Source organism: Marinomonas alcarazii (genome assembly GCF_003208215.1).
Lineage (GTDB): Bacteria > Pseudomonadota > Gammaproteobacteria > Pseudomonadales > Marinomonadaceae > Marinomonas > Marinomonas alcarazii.
On sequence record NZ_QKLW01000001.1, the window covers coordinates 766,450 to 784,385 of the forward strand.

General features: G+C 43.3%; 14 protein-coding genes. 12 read left to right on the top strand and 2 right to left on the bottom strand.

All coding sequences use genetic code 11. From position 1 onward, the window contains the following. Positions 1 to 104: 104 nt before the first annotated feature. The 8 genes from DFP75_RS03370 to DFP75_RS03405 all read left to right on the top strand — a co-directional run bounded on the left by DFP75_RS03370 (position 105) and on the right by DFP75_RS03405 (position 11,775). Complete coding sequence (locus DFP75_RS03370) at positions 105 to 1,328, top strand: ABC transporter substrate-binding protein (RefSeq protein WP_110572215.1); 1,224 nt, start codon at positions 105 to 107, stop codon at positions 1,326 to 1,328. 233 nt (positions 1,329 to 1,561) lie between these two features. Next, a complete protein-coding gene (locus DFP75_RS03375; protein WP_245926948.1) occupies positions 1,562 to 3,118 on the top strand; it encodes an ABC transporter substrate-binding protein in 1,557 nt (518 codons plus the stop codon). Continuing rightward, positions 3,115 to 4,047 carry an ABC transporter permease gene (locus DFP75_RS03380; protein WP_110572219.1) on the top strand — a complete coding sequence of 311 codons (933 nt, stop codon included), beginning with the start codon at positions 3,115 to 3,117 and terminating at the stop codon, positions 4,045 to 4,047. The genes DFP75_RS03375 and DFP75_RS03380 overlap by 4 nt, the downstream gene beginning before the upstream one ends. Further along, positions 4,044 to 4,829: an ABC transporter permease gene (locus DFP75_RS03385; RefSeq protein ID WP_245926949.1), complete on the top strand. Its 786-nt coding sequence runs from the start codon at positions 4,044 to 4,046 to the stop codon at positions 4,827 to 4,829. The genes DFP75_RS03380 and DFP75_RS03385 overlap by 4 nt, the downstream gene beginning before the upstream one ends. Next, complete coding sequence (locus DFP75_RS03390; RefSeq protein ID WP_110572221.1) at positions 4,826 to 6,214, top strand: ABC transporter ATP-binding protein; 1,389 nt, start codon at positions 4,826 to 4,828, stop codon at positions 6,212 to 6,214. Before DFP75_RS03385 ends, DFP75_RS03390 begins: the two co-directional genes overlap by 4 nt. A gap of 184 nt (positions 6,215 to 6,398) precedes the next feature. Beyond that, positions 6,399 to 6,650, top strand: coding sequence for a hypothetical protein (locus tag DFP75_RS03395; protein WP_110572223.1), 252 nt, complete (start codon positions 6,399 to 6,401; stop codon positions 6,648 to 6,650). A 107-nt stretch (positions 6,651 to 6,757) separates the two neighbouring features. Next, the gene (locus DFP75_RS03400; protein ID WP_110572225.1) at positions 6,758 to 10,858 is read left to right on the top strand and encodes a response regulator; all 4,101 of its coding nucleotides are present in this window, start codon (positions 6,758 to 6,760) and stop codon (positions 10,856 to 10,858) included. Further along, positions 10,849 to 11,775 carry a GGDEF domain-containing response regulator gene (locus tag DFP75_RS03405; RefSeq protein ID WP_110572227.1) on the top strand — a complete coding sequence of 309 codons (927 nt, stop codon included), beginning with the start codon at positions 10,849 to 10,851 and terminating at the stop codon, positions 11,773 to 11,775. The genes DFP75_RS03400 and DFP75_RS03405 overlap by 10 nt, the downstream gene beginning before the upstream one ends. Positions 11,776 to 11,863: 88 nt before the next feature. Here the strand turns inward: DFP75_RS03405 and leuA are convergent, their stop codons facing one another. Continuing rightward, on the bottom strand, positions 11,864 to 13,537 hold the full coding sequence (leuA, locus tag DFP75_RS03410; RefSeq protein WP_110572229.1) for a 2-isopropylmalate synthase: 1,674 nt from the start codon (positions 13,535 to 13,537) through the stop codon (positions 11,864 to 11,866). A gap of 213 nt (positions 13,538 to 13,750) precedes the next feature. Here leuA and DFP75_RS03415 point away from each other — a divergent pair, with 213 nt between their 5' ends. Continuing rightward, positions 13,751 to 14,224, top strand: coding sequence for an Lrp/AsnC family transcriptional regulator (locus tag DFP75_RS03415; protein WP_110572231.1), 474 nt, complete (start codon positions 13,751 to 13,753; stop codon positions 14,222 to 14,224). A gap of 109 nt (positions 14,225 to 14,333) precedes the next feature. Next, positions 14,334 to 14,942 carry a GTP cyclohydrolase II gene (gene ribA, locus DFP75_RS03420; protein ID WP_110572233.1) on the top strand — a complete coding sequence of 203 codons (609 nt, stop codon included), beginning with the start codon at positions 14,334 to 14,336 and terminating at the stop codon, positions 14,940 to 14,942. Positions 14,943 to 15,029: 87 nt separating this feature from the next. Here the strand turns inward: ribA and DFP75_RS03425 are convergent, their stop codons facing one another. Continuing rightward, positions 15,030 to 16,235: a DEAD/DEAH box helicase gene (locus tag DFP75_RS03425; protein ID WP_110572235.1), complete on the bottom strand. Its 1,206-nt coding sequence runs from the start codon at positions 16,233 to 16,235 to the stop codon at positions 15,030 to 15,032. Positions 16,236 to 16,446: 211 nt separating this feature from the next. Here DFP75_RS03425 and DFP75_RS03430 point away from each other — a divergent pair, with 211 nt between their 5' ends. Together DFP75_RS03430 and DFP75_RS03435 are read left to right on the top strand one after the other, a co-directional pair. Then, a complete protein-coding gene (locus DFP75_RS03430; protein WP_110572237.1) occupies positions 16,447 to 17,007 on the top strand; it encodes a DUF1415 domain-containing protein in 561 nt (186 codons plus the stop codon). An 81-nt stretch (positions 17,008 to 17,088) separates the two neighbouring features. Next, complete coding sequence (locus DFP75_RS03435) at positions 17,089 to 17,922, top strand: CvfB family protein (RefSeq protein ID WP_110572831.1); 834 nt, start codon at positions 17,089 to 17,091, stop codon at positions 17,920 to 17,922. The last annotated feature ends 14 nt before the right edge of the window (positions 17,923 to 17,936 follow it).

The following is a 17,936-nucleotide window of genomic DNA, read 5'->3' on the forward strand; positions in this document are numbered from 1 at the left end:
GGAATAAAGTGGAACTTTGTTTCGTTTATTGATTTTTGCGCTTTTATGGTCAATACTGAAACTTGGTTCCATTTAATAAAAAAATAAAAAGAGGGCTTTAATAAATGAAAAAATTACAATCTTTATTGGTAGGGGCAATGGCATTGAGTGCTGTCTCTATCGCCAACGCGGGTACTTTGGTGATCAACTCCGATCAAGCGGACCCAGCGCCGAAAAAAGCGTTTACTGAAATCGTGCAGAAGTTTGAGAAAGAAAACCCTGACGTGACAGTGAAGTACAACTTGTACGACAAAGAAGGTTATAAAACCGCCATTCGAAATTGGTTGTCGACGACACCACCTGATATTGTTTTCTGGTACGCGGGTAACCGTATGAAAGCCTTTGTTGACCGCGGCTTATTTGAAGACGTGAGTGACATCTGGAAAAACCAAGACCTCAAAGCCAATATGCCATCTGCCACTTCAGCGATGACTATTAAAGATAAGCAATGGGGCGTTCCTTATACTTATTATCAGTGGGGTATTTACTACCGCAAAGATATCTTTGATAAGTTAGGTTTGAGTGAGCCAAAAACGTGGGATGAATTTTTAGCGGTAAACGCGAAATTAAAAGCCAATGATATTGCGCCAATCGCGATTGGTACCAAGTATCTTTGGACTGCTGCGGGTTGGTTTGACTATTTGAATATGCGTACCAACGGTTTGGATTTTCACATCGATTTGATGGATGGCAAAATTCCTTACACTGATCCACGCGTTCGTAAAACGTTTGAACACTGGAAAGAGTTAATTGATAAGGGCTATTTCCTAGAAAATCATGCTTCTTATTCTTGGCAAGAAGCGCAGCCGTTTATGTATAACGGTAAAGCGGCTATGTATTTGATTGGTAACTTCATTGTACCTAACTTCCCTAAAGAGCTAGATGGGAAAATGGGCTTTTTCCAATTCCCACAAATAGATAGCAATGTGCCGATGGCCGAAGATGCGCCAATGGACACTATTCATATTCCAGCAAAAGCGGCGAACAAGAAAGACGCGCGTAAATTCCTAGAATTTATGGCTCGCCCAGACAACCAAACTTTGGTGAACGCTGCATTGTTGCAAATTCCTCCACATAAGAAAGCGAGTGCGCCAGATGACTTCTTCTTGAATAAAGGGGTTGAAATGCTAAGCAATGCTTCTGGTACAGCGCAGTTTTATGACCGTGATACGGATCCAAGCATGGCTCAAGAGGGTATGAAGGGTTTCCAAGAGTTCATGGTAAAACCTGAGCGTTTGGATGCGATTTTGAAACGTTTAGAGCGTGTTAGAAAGCGCGTTTTCAAATAGCAGCGAGTTTGCTTAAAGGCCACAATCCGCCTTTGAAAGCATCCTACAGTTAGTATAAAACCAGTTCAATTAACGTTGAGCTGGTTTTTTTTGGCTTATAAATTAATGAGGTACGATTTTATTTTCTGGTTGTTTAAATTTTGTACGTTAATGAAAGCAATTCTCAAATGATTGCTAAATTCTTCCATTATGTTATATCATAACTTTTTATTATCGTTGTGGAAAATACGGATATGAAAGTAATGCCTTTTTATAAAAAAATACTAATGTGTGCCTCCATAGTGGTTGGGTTGTTGGCACTAACAGCTTGTTCGGGGCCGACATCTTCTAACACAGTGTCAGTTAGCGGGGCTTTTGAATTCACCAGTCTAGATCCTTCAAAGAACGGTTATGTATTCAGTCGTATGCAAGTTTTGGAAACATTATTAGATGTGAATGAAAAAGGTTTGCTTGTTCCTGCTTTGGCAAAGGAATGGCGAGTAAGTGATGACGCGAGAACTTGGACGTTCGATTTACGCGACGACGTGTATTTTCACGATGGTAGTTTGATGAATGCCGAGGCGGTTGTTAATAGTCTGTTGATTGCTCAGTCCAAGCATGGCGCGTTGAAAAAAGCGCCGATCGACAGTATTACCACCGCGGGTGATCATTCTGTGGTTATTTCATTATCGCGTCCTTACACTTTGCTGGGGGCGGTGTTAGCGAATTATGCCAACAGCATTTTATCTCCTTCTGCGTATGGAAAGGATAAGGAAGTTGTGGCGTTATCGGGTACTGGTCCATACAAAGTCTTTCAGTTTGCTCCGCCACATAAACTGGTGGTTGAAAAGTTTGATGATTACTGGGGGAAAAAAGCCAGTATTCCTTACGCTAGCTACTTAACGGGTCACCGTGCTGAAAGTCGTGTGTTGCAAGCTAAAAGTGGTCAAGCAGATATTGTGTTTGGCTTAGACCCAGCTAGTCTGCCGTCGTTACAACGATTAGACACTTTGACTCTACATTCGAACCCTATTCCTAGAACCATTGTTTTGAAGCTAAACAGCGGCCATCGCTTTTTAGATGATGTACGAGCACGCAAAGCTTTGAGTTTGGCGGTTGATAGACAGGGCATTGCCAAAAGTGTTTTGCGTATTCCAGGTTCAGAAACGGAGCAAATATTGCCGGCATCTATGTCTAATTGGTATTTGCAGAATGTTACTCCTGAAACTGAAGCGGCAGCTGGCACTCCTGAATCCTTGTTGGCATCTTTAGGTTGGAAGAAAAACGCGCAAGGAATGTTAGAGAGAAATGGTGAACCGTTTGAATTAACACTTATAACTTACGCAGACCGACCAGAATTAACTACGGTAGCGACGGCAATCCAAGCTCAGTGGGAAGCTATTGGTGTGTCTACAAAAGTAGAGGTTACGAATTCCAGTGCGATCGCAATGGGTCATCAAGATGGCTCTTTAGAGGTGGCGTTGATGGCTCGAAATTATGGTTTTATTGCCGATCCTCTGGGTGTGATGTTGTCTGATTTTGGTTCCAATGGCGGTGGCGATTGGGGAGCAATGAATTGGAATAATAGCGAATTTAGTGCCGACTTAATGACCCTAGAACACACCTCCGACCCAGTCAAATACAAAGAAATTGCTCAGCGCAGTGCGCAGATAATTTATGACGAACGTCCGATGATTCCTGTTTCTGCTTATGTTCAGCAAACGTCTGTTAATACACGGATTAAAGGTTTTCGTTTTGATCCTTTTGAGCGCAGCTTTTATTTGAATGAAATGGAGTTTGTAAAACCATGAAGGCAATGTTGCTAAGACGGGTGCTTCAACTGATTACTGTGGTGTGGGGCGTTGGTACGTTAACGTTTATTTTGATGCGCTCATTGCCTGGTGATATGGCTTATCGCATAGCGGCCAGCCGATATGGGCAAGACAATGTAAACTCAGAAGCGGCAGCGTTAGTGCGCGCAGAGTTACAGTTAGATCAAAGCCCGTGGGTCGCCTATTGGCACTGGTTAACGGATCTTTTGCAATTCAAGTTAGGTGATTCATTAGTAAGTGGATTGCCAGTGATGGATTCTGTTCAGCATATGTTAGGGCATTCATTGTTGTTGGCTCTTTCTGGTTTGTTATTGTCGGTCTTGATCGCTGTGCCACTGGGATTGCTCAGTGCATGGCGTGGTAACCCTTTAGACTCTGTTTTTATGGGGCTCTCTAGTGTGATTCGCGCTATGCCTGTTTTTGTGGTTGGTGTGTTACTGCTTTTGCTGTTTGCTTTGAATTGGCGGCTGTTTCCAGTAGCGGGTTTTGGGACGCCTGCACATCTCGTGTTGCCTGCTTTCACCTTGGCTATTAGCTTGGCTGCCGTGTCGAATCGTGTGGTGAGGGACTCGGCTAAGCAGACTTTTCAAGCTGCTTTCTATCGTTTTTCTCGGGTAAAGGGCTTGTCTGAATGGCAAACCTTTCGACAGCATGGTGTTCGTAATATTGCTGTGCCTGTGGTGGCGTTCTTTGGTATCCAATTGGTGAGTATGATCGAAGGGATTGTGATGATCGAGTCTTTGTTCTCTTGGCCTGGAATCGGCCATGGTTTGGCTCATGCTATTTTTGCTCGTGACATTCCGGTGATCCAAGGATCTGCTTTGGTCATGGGGATATTGTTTGTTTTGCTGAACACTCTGGTGGACATGATTTGTTTATGGATTGATCCAAGAGGAGTGAAAGCATGATGAGCATGAAAAAATCACAATGGGTTGGTTTGGCAATCTTATTCGCTCTGTTGGTGTTTTCATTGGGGGGAATGGCTTTTTCTCCTTATAGTATTTCCCAGCAAGATTTAAACGCCGTTATGGAGCCGCCTTCTGCGACTCATTGGCTGGGCACAGACCATTTTGGTCGAAGTATGTTTACGCGTATGGCCCATGCTGTTGGGTTGTCTTTCGCGTTGAGTCTGTTGTGTATGTTTACTTCCTCGCTGGTTGGAACAGCATTTGGTGTCTGGTCTGTTTGGGGTGGGAAGAAAGTCGATGTCGCCATGGGCATTGTTGTGAATATTCTTCTGGCGTTACCAGGTTTAGTGGTGGTGTTGCTGTTTGCCGCAATCGCGCCGGGCTCTTTTTTGGTGCTGTATTTGGCAATTTCTTTGGTGCAGTGGGTGGAATACTATCGCGTTGTTCGCGCTGTGACTCAAGGCGTAATACAAAGCCCTGCAAGGCAGTCGTCTCAGATGATGGGTTTTGGCCGCTGGTATCAATTTAAGCGTCATATTTGGCCGGCTATTTCGCCTTCGGTATTTACACTGGCTGCATTTGGTGGCGCAAATGCTATTTTGACCATGGCCTCTTTGGGCTTTGTTTATGTTGGTATTCAGCCTCCGTTGGCTGAACTTGGCTTGATGACGGTTGAATTATTTCCTTTTTACAGTGAAGCGCCTTGGTTACTCGCTCAGCCCTTGTTAGTGATTGCCTTGATGGTGTTTGCATTTCATTTATTGGCAGGGAAACGAGCATGAGCGTATTACTGAAATTAACCAATGTGGCTGTTTATGTGGACGATACTTGTTTATTAGAGCCAATATCTTTGGCGTTAAAGCAAGGCGAGCCACTGACTATTCTGGGGCAAACTGGGTCTGGTAAGAGTCTATTGGCGCAGGCCATTATGGGACTATTGCCGGATGGTTTGACGGTGTCGGGTGAGATCGAAACCTTTGGCAAAGTGATGACGCTTGAAGAACGACAAGCTTTGTGGGGGCGCGAAATGGTTATGCTGCCGCAAGAGCCTTGGCATTCACTGGACCCTTTGATGAAAGGGGTCGATCAAGTTAAAGAAGTTTATCGTTTTGTCCGTGGCAATAGCCCTGAAAAGGCACTTGCGATGGCGGAAGAGGATCTCGCGCAAGTTGGTTTGGCTGGCAATGGCCATAAACGTCCAGACGAACTGTCGGGAGGCATGGCGCAGCGCCTTGCGATTACGGCGGCCACGGCGGGCGGTGCTCATGTTATCTTGGCGGATGAGCCAACCAAAGGGCTTGATGTGTCTCGACGTGATGGCATTGTTCGTTTGCTGCAAACTCGCGCAAAGATGGGCTGTTTGTTGACGATCACGCACGATGTGGAGGTGGCTCGTCAATTAGGTGGCTTGCTGTTGGTGATGAAGGAAGGTCGCTTGGTAGAAAAAGGAGAGGCGGCTAGCATCCTTGATTTTCCACAAGACGCTTACACTCAAGAACTGATTGCTGCTGAGCCAAGCGCTTGGTCGGACATCACTGCGCCAATTCGACAAGCAAACGCGAAGGATCTTATTGTTGCAAACGAGCTAGTGCTAGAGCGAGGAGGACGCGTCCTATTTGATCGTTTGTCTTTTACTATCAAGCAGGGGGAAGTGGTTGGTATCGTGGGTGATAGTGGCTGCGGTAAGTCTTCGCTTGGGGATGCTTTGCTGGGCTTACTGTCTATTTCATCTGGCAGTATTGTTCGTAGCGATAGCACCGCTAAGCCGTTCCAATGGCTGAAGCTATATCAAGATCCACCTTCAGCGTTTTCTTCCAGTGTGTCGCTCGGTCAGCTGTTGGATGATTTGGTGGCGTTGCATCGTATTGATGAAAGCCGTATTCCTCCTTTAATGGCTAAATTGAAACTACCAGCAGGGATTTTAGAACGTAATTGTTTGTCGGTATCCGGTGGTGAATTACAACGCTTTGCCATATTACGCGCCTTGTTGCTTGATCCTGTTTTTCTGTTCGCAGATGAGCCGACATCACGTCTAGACCCGATTACGGCTAAGGAGGTAACGCAGTTATTGGTCGAGTTAGCCACTGAGGCGAATTGCGCTGTGTTGTTAGTGAGTCATGACCCTGACCTTATTCAGCGAACTTGTCATCAAGTTATTGCCTTATAAGTTAGGTTAAGGATCTGTGGTATTAGGTAAGTGTGTTCAAATGCACTTGCTTAATATCTGCAGGTTACTTCTATTTAACATTGAAACTGCTAAATACACTGGCTTAAGGGTGAGTTTAGGTTTCACTTTTGTGTTGTCTATGATCTAATTTTTCTAATTAAATGGCTTTATTTAGGAAAATTTTATGTCGTTCAAAAAAACTTTCTCTGTTGCTTTTGTTGGTGTTGCTGCAGCTGTTGCATCGACTGGCGCTTTTGCGTTTGAAGACTATTGCACGCCCAAACTGGATATTTATTTGAGCAATGTTCAGAAGACTGTGGATTCTGAGCATGTGTCAGATCGCCAAAAAGACGTAGCTCAGAAAATCTTAGATAAAGTGAAAGCAAGCCGAAATACTACTAAGGATTGTGTTCTTATCGATAAATTACTCCCTTAACTTATGACTTCGATGCAGCAAAACTTTTATTTTCTGTTATGTTTTATATAAAGCCTAGAATGATCGAATATATAGAGGCTTTTTGGTTTGTATTTAGGGGGAAATAAATGGATCCATTGCAAGCTTCTCTGAAAGTCGCTCGGTCTCTATTGGGGATGTCTTGTTCTGGTTTGCTGTTTGAAGATGGCCGTGTTGTTATTTCAGGTGACGGACACGGTGTCGATTTTACTGATACCTCATTTCACAGCCAAGAGTTAAATTCTTCTCGGCAACTCCACATACAGCAGCGTGCTGCCACGTCGCCTTTTTTGTCTCGTTACTTTCAGGTGTCCAGTTACCTTTCTGAATTTATCCCGCTTTACAGGGCGCGTTTGTTTTTTTTAGACGTGGTCCCGTGTTCGACAGACATATCTGAAGTGAATGCGCATATTGATGATTTAGTGGATGTCATTTCTGGGTTATTGGCGTCAGATCTTAGTCAATCATCAAGTGAATCTCCTGAGTTCATGAAAGACGAAGCGCTGTTAAGTTTAAGCAATAATGTGCCAGTTTATCTGGCCTTGCTCGATTGCGAATTACGCTATCAGTTCGTTAATGAAGCTTACGCCCAGCGTTTCAACTCGTCGCGTGATGCTTGTTTAGGGAAATATGTAAAAGACTTGGTTCCTGCTGAGGTTTACACGAAGATTGAACCTAAATTGAGAGAGGCGCTGCAAGGTTCAACCGTAGAATTTCATTATGAAGTTGACTATTCGAAGTGTGGTGGTGAGGTTAGATTTAATAAGTCGTCATATATTCCTCGAATAGAGCAAGGGCAAGTGGTTGGAATTTATGTGTGTGTGCAAGATGTTACCCGTCAAAGGCGAACTCTTAAAACACTACACCATTTGCATGAGGTTGCTACTAATGCAGAGCTATCATTGGATGATAAGTTACAAGAAATCCTCGAAATTGGTACTGAGCAATTTGCCCTCCCAATTGGTTTGATTAGCTCTATCACAGGAGACGTCTATGAGGTGAAATATTGTCAGACGCCAAATGGCGAGGTGCTTCAAGGAGAGCGGTTTGATTTAGCTGACACTTATTGTGTGCATGCGTTAGGCAGTAATGTACCAACCTCTTATTTCCATACGGCAATAAGTGACATCAAAGAGCATCCTTGTTATGTGATTTTTGGTTTAGAAGCTTATATCGGCATGGTTGTGCGTGTCGGTGGTAAGTGTTGGGGAGTATTAAGCTTTTCGAGTCCGGATCCCAAAAAATATCCATTCAGCGAAGATGATAATGAAGTCATGAAATTGTTGGCTCAATGGATTGGGAACGAAATGACGTTGGAACAGGATAGGGCCATACAGGCTCAGTACGAGAGAGAACTGCGAGAGCAAAAAATATTCTTTGAGACCCTTTTTGTGAACGCACCAGAAGCCATCGTTATGGTTGGGGCTGATCGAACAATTAAAATGATTAACCCGGCTTTCACAGAACTCTTTGGTTATGAGCTTAATGAGGTGAAAGGAGAAAGCACTCGGATGCTTTATGCTGAAGAGCGTGATTTTTTAAATCAAGGCAAAGCGTATTCTAAAGACGTTGAAGATGTTTTAAACCGTTACCGCGTTAGCTATAAACACAAGCGGGGTAAGATTTTTCATGCTGAAACAATTGGCAACATGATCAAGAACCTTGATGGTAGCCTTGGTGGGTATATTGCACATGTGCGTGACGTAACAGAACGATTAGAGGTTGAAAGGCAAATGATCAACACTAACCTTCGCCTCTCTGTTGCGGCGGACGCGGCTGGTATTGGTGTTTGGGAATTTGATCTGCAGAGTAACAAATTACATTGGGATGAATGGATGTATCGTTTATACGGTACGTCAAAGTCGGCTGATGTGACACCTTTGGATGTTTGGGACGAGTGTGTGATCCCAGAAGATAAGGTCAGGCTAAGTGAGGTTTTTAGTAACTTAGATCGAAACGGTCATTTTACGGCACAAGAGTCCGATTATATTTCAAAGACTTTAGATTTTGATTTCAAAATTATCAGAAAGGATGGTCAAACCCGATACCTTAAGTCTAACGCGATTCTTGTGTTAGACAAGCAAGGTCATGCGTCTCATCTTGTTGGTGTGAATATGGATATCACTTCACGTAAAGAAACGGAAGTGCTGCTGCGGGATGCAAGTAAGCAAGCTGTTGCGGCAAGTAAGGCGAAAAGTGATTTTCTTGCCACAATGAGCCATGAAATCAGAACGCCACTAAATGGCGTATTAGGTATGGCCGAGTTGTTGTCTGGTACAGCTCTGAATCCTGAGCAAACCGAGCAATTGAAAGTGTTGCGCGAATCAGGCGAGGGGTTATTAACGCTAATTAATGATTTGTTGGATTTCTCTAAGATAGAAGCGGGCCATTTGTCGATTGAGCGAGTGGACTTTAATCTAGAGAAAAGCATTTACGATGTTGTTCGCATGCTGGTGGTCAAAGCCGAAGAGAAGGGCATTGATTTGCTTGTCGAGTTTGATGAAAGCTGTCCTAGATTTTTAGTAGGCGATGTATTTCGTATTAAGCAGATCCTTATTAACCTGATTAGTAACGCCATTAAGTTTACCAGTGTTGGTCATGTGCTGGTGACGGTTAAAGGCACGGTAGATAAAAAAGGCATCGCAGCCCTGACAATGAGTGTGTCCGATACAGGTGTTGGTATTGATAAAAATGTTCAGCCGTTATTGTTTAATGCTTTCGTGCAGGCAGATAGTTCGACTACGCGTAAATTTGGTGGCACAGGACTTGGATTGGCTATTACAAAGCAGCTGATCGATTTAATGAATGGCAGTATAGCTTTGGTCAGTGAACCAGATGTTGGTTCTACTTTTACTGTGACTGTGTCTTTGCCTGAAAGCCATGCTATTTCTCATATTGAGGCCATTATCAATGAAGACTTATTGATTGGTAAGAAAACATTAATTGTCGATGACAATGAGACGAATTTAACCATTTTGAAAAATCAGCTCCGCTCTTGTGATATTTACGCGGATGCTGAGAGTAAAACGGAAAAAGCCCTGCATAGAGTGATCCAAGCCTTAGACGACGGGGTACCGTATCAGATAGTGGTAACGGATTATATGATGCCCGATATAGACGGTTTGATGCTTACTCGACGTATTCGAGAAGTCACCGGATCCAATCATCAGCCGATTATTTTAATGACTACGTCGGCAGGACTGCTTACCAGTGAGGTGCTTTCCGATGCGGGTGTTAATATCAATGTCGCGAAACCCATGACAGGCGTGATGCTGAAAAAGAGCCTTATTGCGGCTTTGTCTACGCACTTTATTGGGCGTCAATACTCGTATTTAGATGCAAAAGAGCATTCTGCTGAAGATGAATCAACGGTCATAGATCAAGTTGAACATCAAAAGCGCGGACTGATCTTAGTTGTGGAGGATATGAAGGCGAATATGGCTGTTGCGAAAGGCATATTGGAGCGCATTGGGTTTGATGTTGTTGGTGCTGAGAATGGTGCGGTTGGTATTGAAATGTGGGAAGCGCATTATCCAGATCTGATTTTTATGGATCTGCATATGCCAGTTATGGATGGGCTTACTTCTATGCGGCATATTAGGCAGGCTGAAAAAAGTGCGGGCCGTACACGCGTTCCTATTCTGGCGTTGACTGCGGATATCATGCCCGAGACTTTGTCCGAGGTGTTTCGATCAGGCGGAAATGGTTTGCTACCTAAGCCATTCAAACAAAAAGAGTTTATTAGTATGTTAGATAAATGGTTGCCAGCGAATCAATCACAGCACGCAGATGAGGAACCGCCTGTGCTGTCTGCTGGTTCCGCTTTTACCGTGCAATCTGATGTCATTATTAATGAAGTCGCTCTAGGCGAATTGAAAATGATATTGGGGGACGATTTTGTATTATTGGTAGAGGCATTTTACGCTGATGCAGACAGTATCCTTGGCTCGTTTGAGGAAATACTTAAACAAGATGGTGATATCGATTGTGAGCACATTTCTCGGCTTGCACATAGCTTGAAATCCATTAGCCAAAATGTCGGGGCCATGACGATGTCTTCTATGGCGGCGCAACTTGAAAAAGAAGGTCGTGAGGGTGAAATACCTGAGCTGCATACGAAGTTGCAAGAGTTGTTGGCGATGTACCACGAAGTGAAAAATAAACTGCAGGATATACTGTCATGCCAATGAAAGTATTAATAGTTGATGACACAAATACAGATCGCTTGTTGCTTAAGTTGCATCTAGCGAAACTTGGCTACCGAACGATAGAGGCCAGCAACGGTAAAGAGGCTATAGAGCAATTTACGGCACATTCAGATGATTTGGATTTGATCTTAATGGATGTGCAAATGCCTTATTTAAACGGTTTTGATGCAGTGCGTTCTATTCGTGAAATACAAGAGCAGCAAAAACAGGAATGGCTTCCTGTCATTTTTTTAAGTGCCAGTGCGGAAGACGATGATGTAGAAGATGGTATCTTAGCGGGTGGCGATGACTATCTAATTAAGCCCATTAGCCAGAAAATATTATCCGCTAAAATGTTGGCCATGCAACGTATTGCAGATATGAGACGGCGTTTGGTTGAGTCCAATCTAGTTCTTGAAGAATTGGCCTCTACCGATCATTTAACAGGGGTTGCAAACCGTCGTGCCTTTGAGGTCATGTTAGAGCGAGAAATGTCCTTTACACGTCGATATGGTATGCCTATGGCGTGTGCGATATTTGACCTTGATAAATTTAAAACAATCAATGATACCTATGGTCATGATGCAGGAGATGCTGTGCTTGTGGAAGTTGTGCGACGCATCAATAAAAATCTAAGGGATGGCGATGTCATTGGCCGCTTAGGTGGGGAAGAATTTGGTATGATCTTGCCTAAAATGCATGAGGAAGAGATGTTATCGGCCTTTGATCGTTACCGTACAATCGTTGCAGAGCATCCTGTAGTGCACGAAGGTGTTGAGATTCCGGTTACGGCTAGTATCGGTGTGGCGCAATACACTGGGGATAATGGTGATAAGCTGACGTTGCTAAAGCGTGCTGACGAATGTTTGTACGAAGCAAAAGAGACTGGTCGCAATAAGGTTGTCTATCATTCAGAATAGAGCGACTGATGGGTTTGTTATCGTGTAAATATAAAAAAAGCTGACAATAAAATTGTCAGCTTTTTTGTTTTTACTTCTAGCTCAAAAATTAAGCAACGGCAGAATCTTTGTTTTCAGTGATTTTTTGGTTCACGGTTGCCAATAATGCCTGGATGGATGCGGACACGATATCATTGTCGATGGCAACACCGTTGAAACGGTCGCCGTCTATATTTGCTTGAACATAGGCGATAGCTTGTGAATCACTGCCTACTGTCAACGCATGCTCCTGGTACTGGATAATATCCACTCGCATATTGAAGTGTTTGCCTAGCGCTTCGCTGAAGGCAGACAACGCACCATTACCATCGCCAGTAATCTTGATTGAGCTATTATTGCCTACCAATTCTGCATGAACGGTATCAACCTCATCTTTTGCAAGATCGTATTTGCCCAATTTGTATGGTGTCGTTCCGGTCATGAAGCTGTTTTCGAACAAGTCTTTCATGGATTGCGCGTTCACCACACCGCCGTCTTTTTCAGCAAACTGCTGAACAATTGGGCTGAATTCTACTTGCAACCAGCGAGGCAAAGCTAAGCCGTATTCTTGTTCAAGAGTATAAGCAACACCGCCTTTACCTGATTGGCTGTTCACACGAATAACTTCTTGGTAGCTACGACCTACATCGCGAGGATCGATTGGCAAGTATGCCACGTCCCACGGTTTGTCGTCTGTCTGATTCGCCAAACATTTCTTAATGGCATCTTGATGAGAGCCAGAGAAAGCGGTGAACACCAATTCGCCTGCGTATGGGTGACGCGGGTGAACTTGTAGCAAGGTGCAAGCTTGAACCACACTTATGATGCGGTCCATATCGCCTAACGCCAACTCTGGATCAATACCTTGGCTGTAAATGTTCATCGCCATAGTAACGATGTCCATGTTGCCTGTGCGCTCGCCGTTACCTAGCAATGTGCCTTCAATACGGTCTGCACCAGCCATTACGCCTAATTCTGCTGCCGCTACGCCACAACCACGGTCGTTGTGTGTGTGCAAGCTGACAATCATGCTGTCGCGCTTCTTAACATTACGGCAGAAATATTCAATTTGGTCTGCGTAGCGGTTAGGAGTGGATACTTCTACCGTAGCAGGCAAGTTAATAATAATTTTGTTGTCTGGTGTTGGTTGCCAAACTTCAGCAACCGCATCTACGACTTCTACTGCGTAGTCGATTTCTGTGCCAGTGAAGCTTTCAGGAGAGTATTGGAATACCCACTCTGTTTCTGGGTGCTTAGCGGCATGTTCTTTTACGCATTTTGCGCCATTAACCGCGATCTGTTTAACGCCTTCCATATCCATGCGGAATACTTGCTCGCGCTGTGTTGTAGACGTTGAGTTGTAAACATGGACAATGGCTTTTTTCGCGCCTTTTAGAGATTCGTAAGTACGCTCAATCAATTCTGGACGTGCTTGAGTCAATACTTGGATGTAGACATCGTCTGGCACTTGGTCTTCTTCGATCAACCAGCGGACAAAGTCAAAATCCAATTGAGAGGCGGCAGGAAAACCTACTTCGATCTCTTTAAAGCCAACATCTACTAGTAGGGCAAAAAATTGTTTCTTTTGTTCCACAGTCATTGGTTCAACCAAGGCTTGGTTGCCATCACGCAGGTCAACACTAGACCAAATAGGGGCTTTAGTGATTTCTTTATCAGGCCAAGTACGGTTTGTAATAGCGACTGGCTTGAATGGCGTGTACTTTGTATGGTCAAAAGACGACATGATCTTGTCCTTATTAATAGGAGGTCGATAAACCTCGTTGTTATTTGTGCGTCTTGAGTAGACGCTTTCTTTTGCTAGCGTTCTTTATTTCTTCAGTTTGTATAGTGTAAACAAAAAAGATGAGTAAAAGATTGCGTTTTTTATAGAATTTTCAATTCAAATGGCATTATATTGCGTAATGAAGAAAAAAATTAGCAATTTGGAGCTGTGATTATGGGTTTTGATAAAATCGACTTGAGTATATTGCGAGAGTTACAGCAAGATTCTAGCTTAACCAACCAAGAGTTAGCCGATCGGGTTGGTTTGTCTGCCTCACCTTGCTTACGAAGAGTTAAAGCGCTGGAAGACATTGGGGTGATAGATCGTAAGGTGACCATTTTAAAAAAGTCGAGTTTGGGGTTGAAGTTGACCGCTTTTTTGCAAATAAGTATGGATCGACATACACCGGATCGATTTAGTGTGTTCGAAGAGCAGGTGGATGTTTTTCCAGAAGTACGCAACTGTAACTTGGTGACTGGGCAGAATTGCGATTACTTATTGGAAGTCGTGGTAGAGGATATGGAAAAGTATCATGATTTTTTATTAGGAAAGTTAACACGCATTCCTGGCGTGACTGGTGTACAGTCTAGTTTTTTGTTGCGTAGTGTAAAAGAGAGTACCGCTTTGCCTTTGGATCACCTGATTTAAAAGGTTATTTCCTTATTTGGCATTGATATTTTTGCTTTCGACCAAATTAATGGGCGTTATACTTGTACAATGTGCATAAAGTAAAAAAATCCCTAGTAGAGAAGATGTGATGAGCGATTTGACAATTAAGCGTCGAGTGATGATTCCCGTGAGGGCTGGCGACGTGATGGCGGAGTTTATTTCCTTTGATGGTGATGACTCAGGCAAAGAACATATAGGGATATTTTTTGAAGGAACACAGGGAAAAGAAGCCAATAGTATTCCGTTGGTTCGTCTACATTCAGAGTGTTTAACGGGTGATGTCTTTGGTTCAGGGCGCTGTGACTGTGGCGAACAATTAGACGAGGCCATTGATCTGATTAATGAGCAGGGCGGATATATTCTTTATTTACGCCAAGAAGGTCGCGGTATTGGTTTATATGCAAAGCTAGAAGCGTATGCATTACAAGATAAGGGCTACGATACTTACCAAGCTAATGAAATGTTACATTTGCCAGATGATGGTCGCGATTTTGGTATTGCGGCGGAAATGTTGAAAGCATTAGGTGTGGATGAAGTTCGTTTATTGACCAATAACCCAGATAAAGCACAACAACTTATCGAGCACGGTATTTCCGTTGCTGAGTTAGTGCCAACTAAAGTGCATGTAAATCAGCATAATCGTTTGTATTTAGAAACCAAAGCGAAACGCAAGCTCCATACGTTGAAGTTTGATTGATTGTGATTGTTGGTAATACTTAAAAGCAAAATAAAGAAAGGCACTTTTAAAGTGCCTTTCTTTATTTTAGAGGACGTTATACCCGCTTTATTTTTTACTTGGTGCTGGTTTCTTCTTTTTCTTCTTGCTGCTTGGTGAGCGGGCTTTTGTTTTTGGTTCCAACCCTTCGATTCGACCAAACTTGATATTGGCCTGCATAAAGCGTTGGATCTTCTCGATCATGGGTAGGTCGTTAATGTCGATTAACGAGATGCAATCGCCAGGCGCGCCTTCACGTGAAGCTCGGCCTGCGCGGTGAATATAGGAATCCGCTTTGCGTGGTAGGCGAAGGTTAATTACTGTGTTGATTTCAGGAAGATCGATACCACGAGAGGCCACGTCTGTTGCTACCAATACCTGTAAGCGGCCACGTTTCATTTGTTTCATGTGTTCGCTGCGGTCACCTTGCTTCATTTCTCCGTGCAAACCGTCACACATTAAGCCCATTTTGCGAATGCGCTGAACCCAAATATCTACGTGCTCTCGGTTGGAAACAAATAATACCGCTTGTTGAACGCGTTCTTGTGTTAATAAATGCTTTAGTATGGCTTCTTTGTGTTCTTCGCTATCTACGCGGTAGGCCAATTGGCGAATTTGGCTTGGTACTGTGCGTGAAGATTCGCCAAGACGAATCTGTTCGGTTTCGCTGTTTAACAGCGCGCTAGCAAAGCGACCCATTTTCTCGCCTTCAAGGGTGGCGGAAAACATAAGTGTTTGATGTTCTTTTGGTAACTCTTTGGCGATGTGGTTAATGGCATTAACAAAACCCATATCCAGCATACGGTCAGCTTCGTCGATAACGAAGTAAGAAACATCGGTTAGGTCTAACCATTGTTTGTCGTCGAGTTCGACCAGACGGCCAGGGGTGGCAATTAATATATCGCATGGTTCGCTGAGCTGTTGCTGCTGCATGCCATAAGGCGTCCCACCAATGATAAGTTGAGACTGAATGCGTGTGTGCTGAGTCAGCTGTTCAACCACATTGAAAATTTGGCGTGCTAGTTCTCGGCTTGGCGCTAAAATCAGCACTTTGGGTGCGGTAGTGGATTGTTCGTCGCGGTCAAGAATATGCTGAACAGCCGGTGCACAAAATGCGATGGTTTTGCCTGTGCCTGTTGGTGCGGTTGCAAGCAAGTCAGAACCATCTAAAGCGATTGGGATGGCTTGTTCTTGGATTTCTGTTGGGGTTTCAAAACCAAGATCACTAATAGCTTGTTCTATGGTGAAATCCAGATCTAATTCAGCAAATGACATGTAAACTCTCTGTAGCGGGATAAGTGGTACGGCCAAGTATGAATATCATAATAAATTTGGGCGTATGACCACTATAATGGACTGTAATGTAAGTCATGATACCTTGTTTTATGAGGATTCGAAATCGAAACATCAGATGATAATTGGATAAGTTAGACCCTTTGTACGCTTTGTTCTAAAATACTCATAAATATTTATAAGAAGACACGTTATGCTGTTATCAGATGAGTTGGTTACTGCCCAAACAATGACATGGGTAAAAGAGTTTATTGTAGGGTTGAATGTTTGTCCTTTTGCGAAACGTGAAGTGGAAAGAGACAGCGTGCGTTGCGTGGTGTTGCGATCGAAAAAAATGGATGTGGCGTTAGAGGAGTTAATGGCTGAAATTCAGTGGTTAGACGAACATCCTGAGACAGAAACAACTTTATTGATTTTTCCGACCTTATTTAAGGATTTTCATCGTTATTTAGACTTTGTTGAAACGGCGGAAAACCTTATGTTTGATCAAGGTTGTGAGGGTGTGTATCAGCTCGCAACTTTTCACCCTGATTATTGTTTTGCAGGCACTGAACCAGATGATGTATCCAATTACACCAATCGTTCGCCTTACCCTATGCTGCATCTTTTAAGAGAAGCGAGTGTTGATAAGGCGATTGAGTTTTATGGTGATACTGCTGAGATACCGAATCAAAATATTGAAAAAATGGAAGAGCTTGGGAAGTCTAAATTAGACGGTATATTTGCTGGTTGTATGAAAGCAGATAATGACTAACTTATAACATTCAAATTGAACTGTATTGCGCTTATTGATGAAGTGCGTATAGTGCGAAAAAAATTGCTTGCCGGAGAACTCATGGCTACACAAATTGGGCGCTTAAATACATTAAGAGTCGTTAAAGAAAAAGATTTTGGTGTGTATTTAGATGCCGACCAATTAGGCGAAATTTTACTTCCTAAACGTTACGTGCCAAAAGGTGTGACGGTGGGAGACGAAGTGGAAGTATTTGTCTATTTGGATTCAGACGATAAATTAATTTCCACCACTGAATTTCCTAAGGCGCAGGTGGGGGAGTTTGCTGCATTAACGTCAATAGCAGTCAACCAAGTGGGGGCGTTTTTTGATTGGGGCTTGCCAAAAGATTTGTTGGTGCCTTTTAGTCAGCAGAAGAATCGCGTAGAAGAAGGTGAAACACATTTGTTGTTCATCTACTTGGACCAAACAACCAATCGCATTGTGGCGACAACCAAAGTGGATGCCTTGCTGAATCGTGAGGAAGCGCCTTATCGAGTGGGAGATAAAGTTTCCATCATCATTGGTGACAAGACAAATATTGGTTTTAAGTGTGTGATCGATAACCGTTTCTGGGGTGTTTTATTCTTCGAAGATGCATTTAGACAACTGCGCAAAGGTGAAAAGACCGTTGGCTTTATTAAGCAAATGCGAGAAGACGGCAAAATCGACTTAAGCTTGCAAGAAGTTGGCTACAAGAAAGTGCGTAATATATTAGACGATATTCTTGATTATTTGGATGCTCATGGTGGCGAGTCACCATTGACCGATAAAGCCTCTCCAGAAGCCATCTATGCGGTATTTAAAGTCAGTAAGGCGACCTATAAAAAAGCTTTGGGTGCGCTTTATAAAGAAAAGAAAATTCTTCTTACGAAAGAAAAAATCACTAAAATCTAATCTTGTGTGAATCA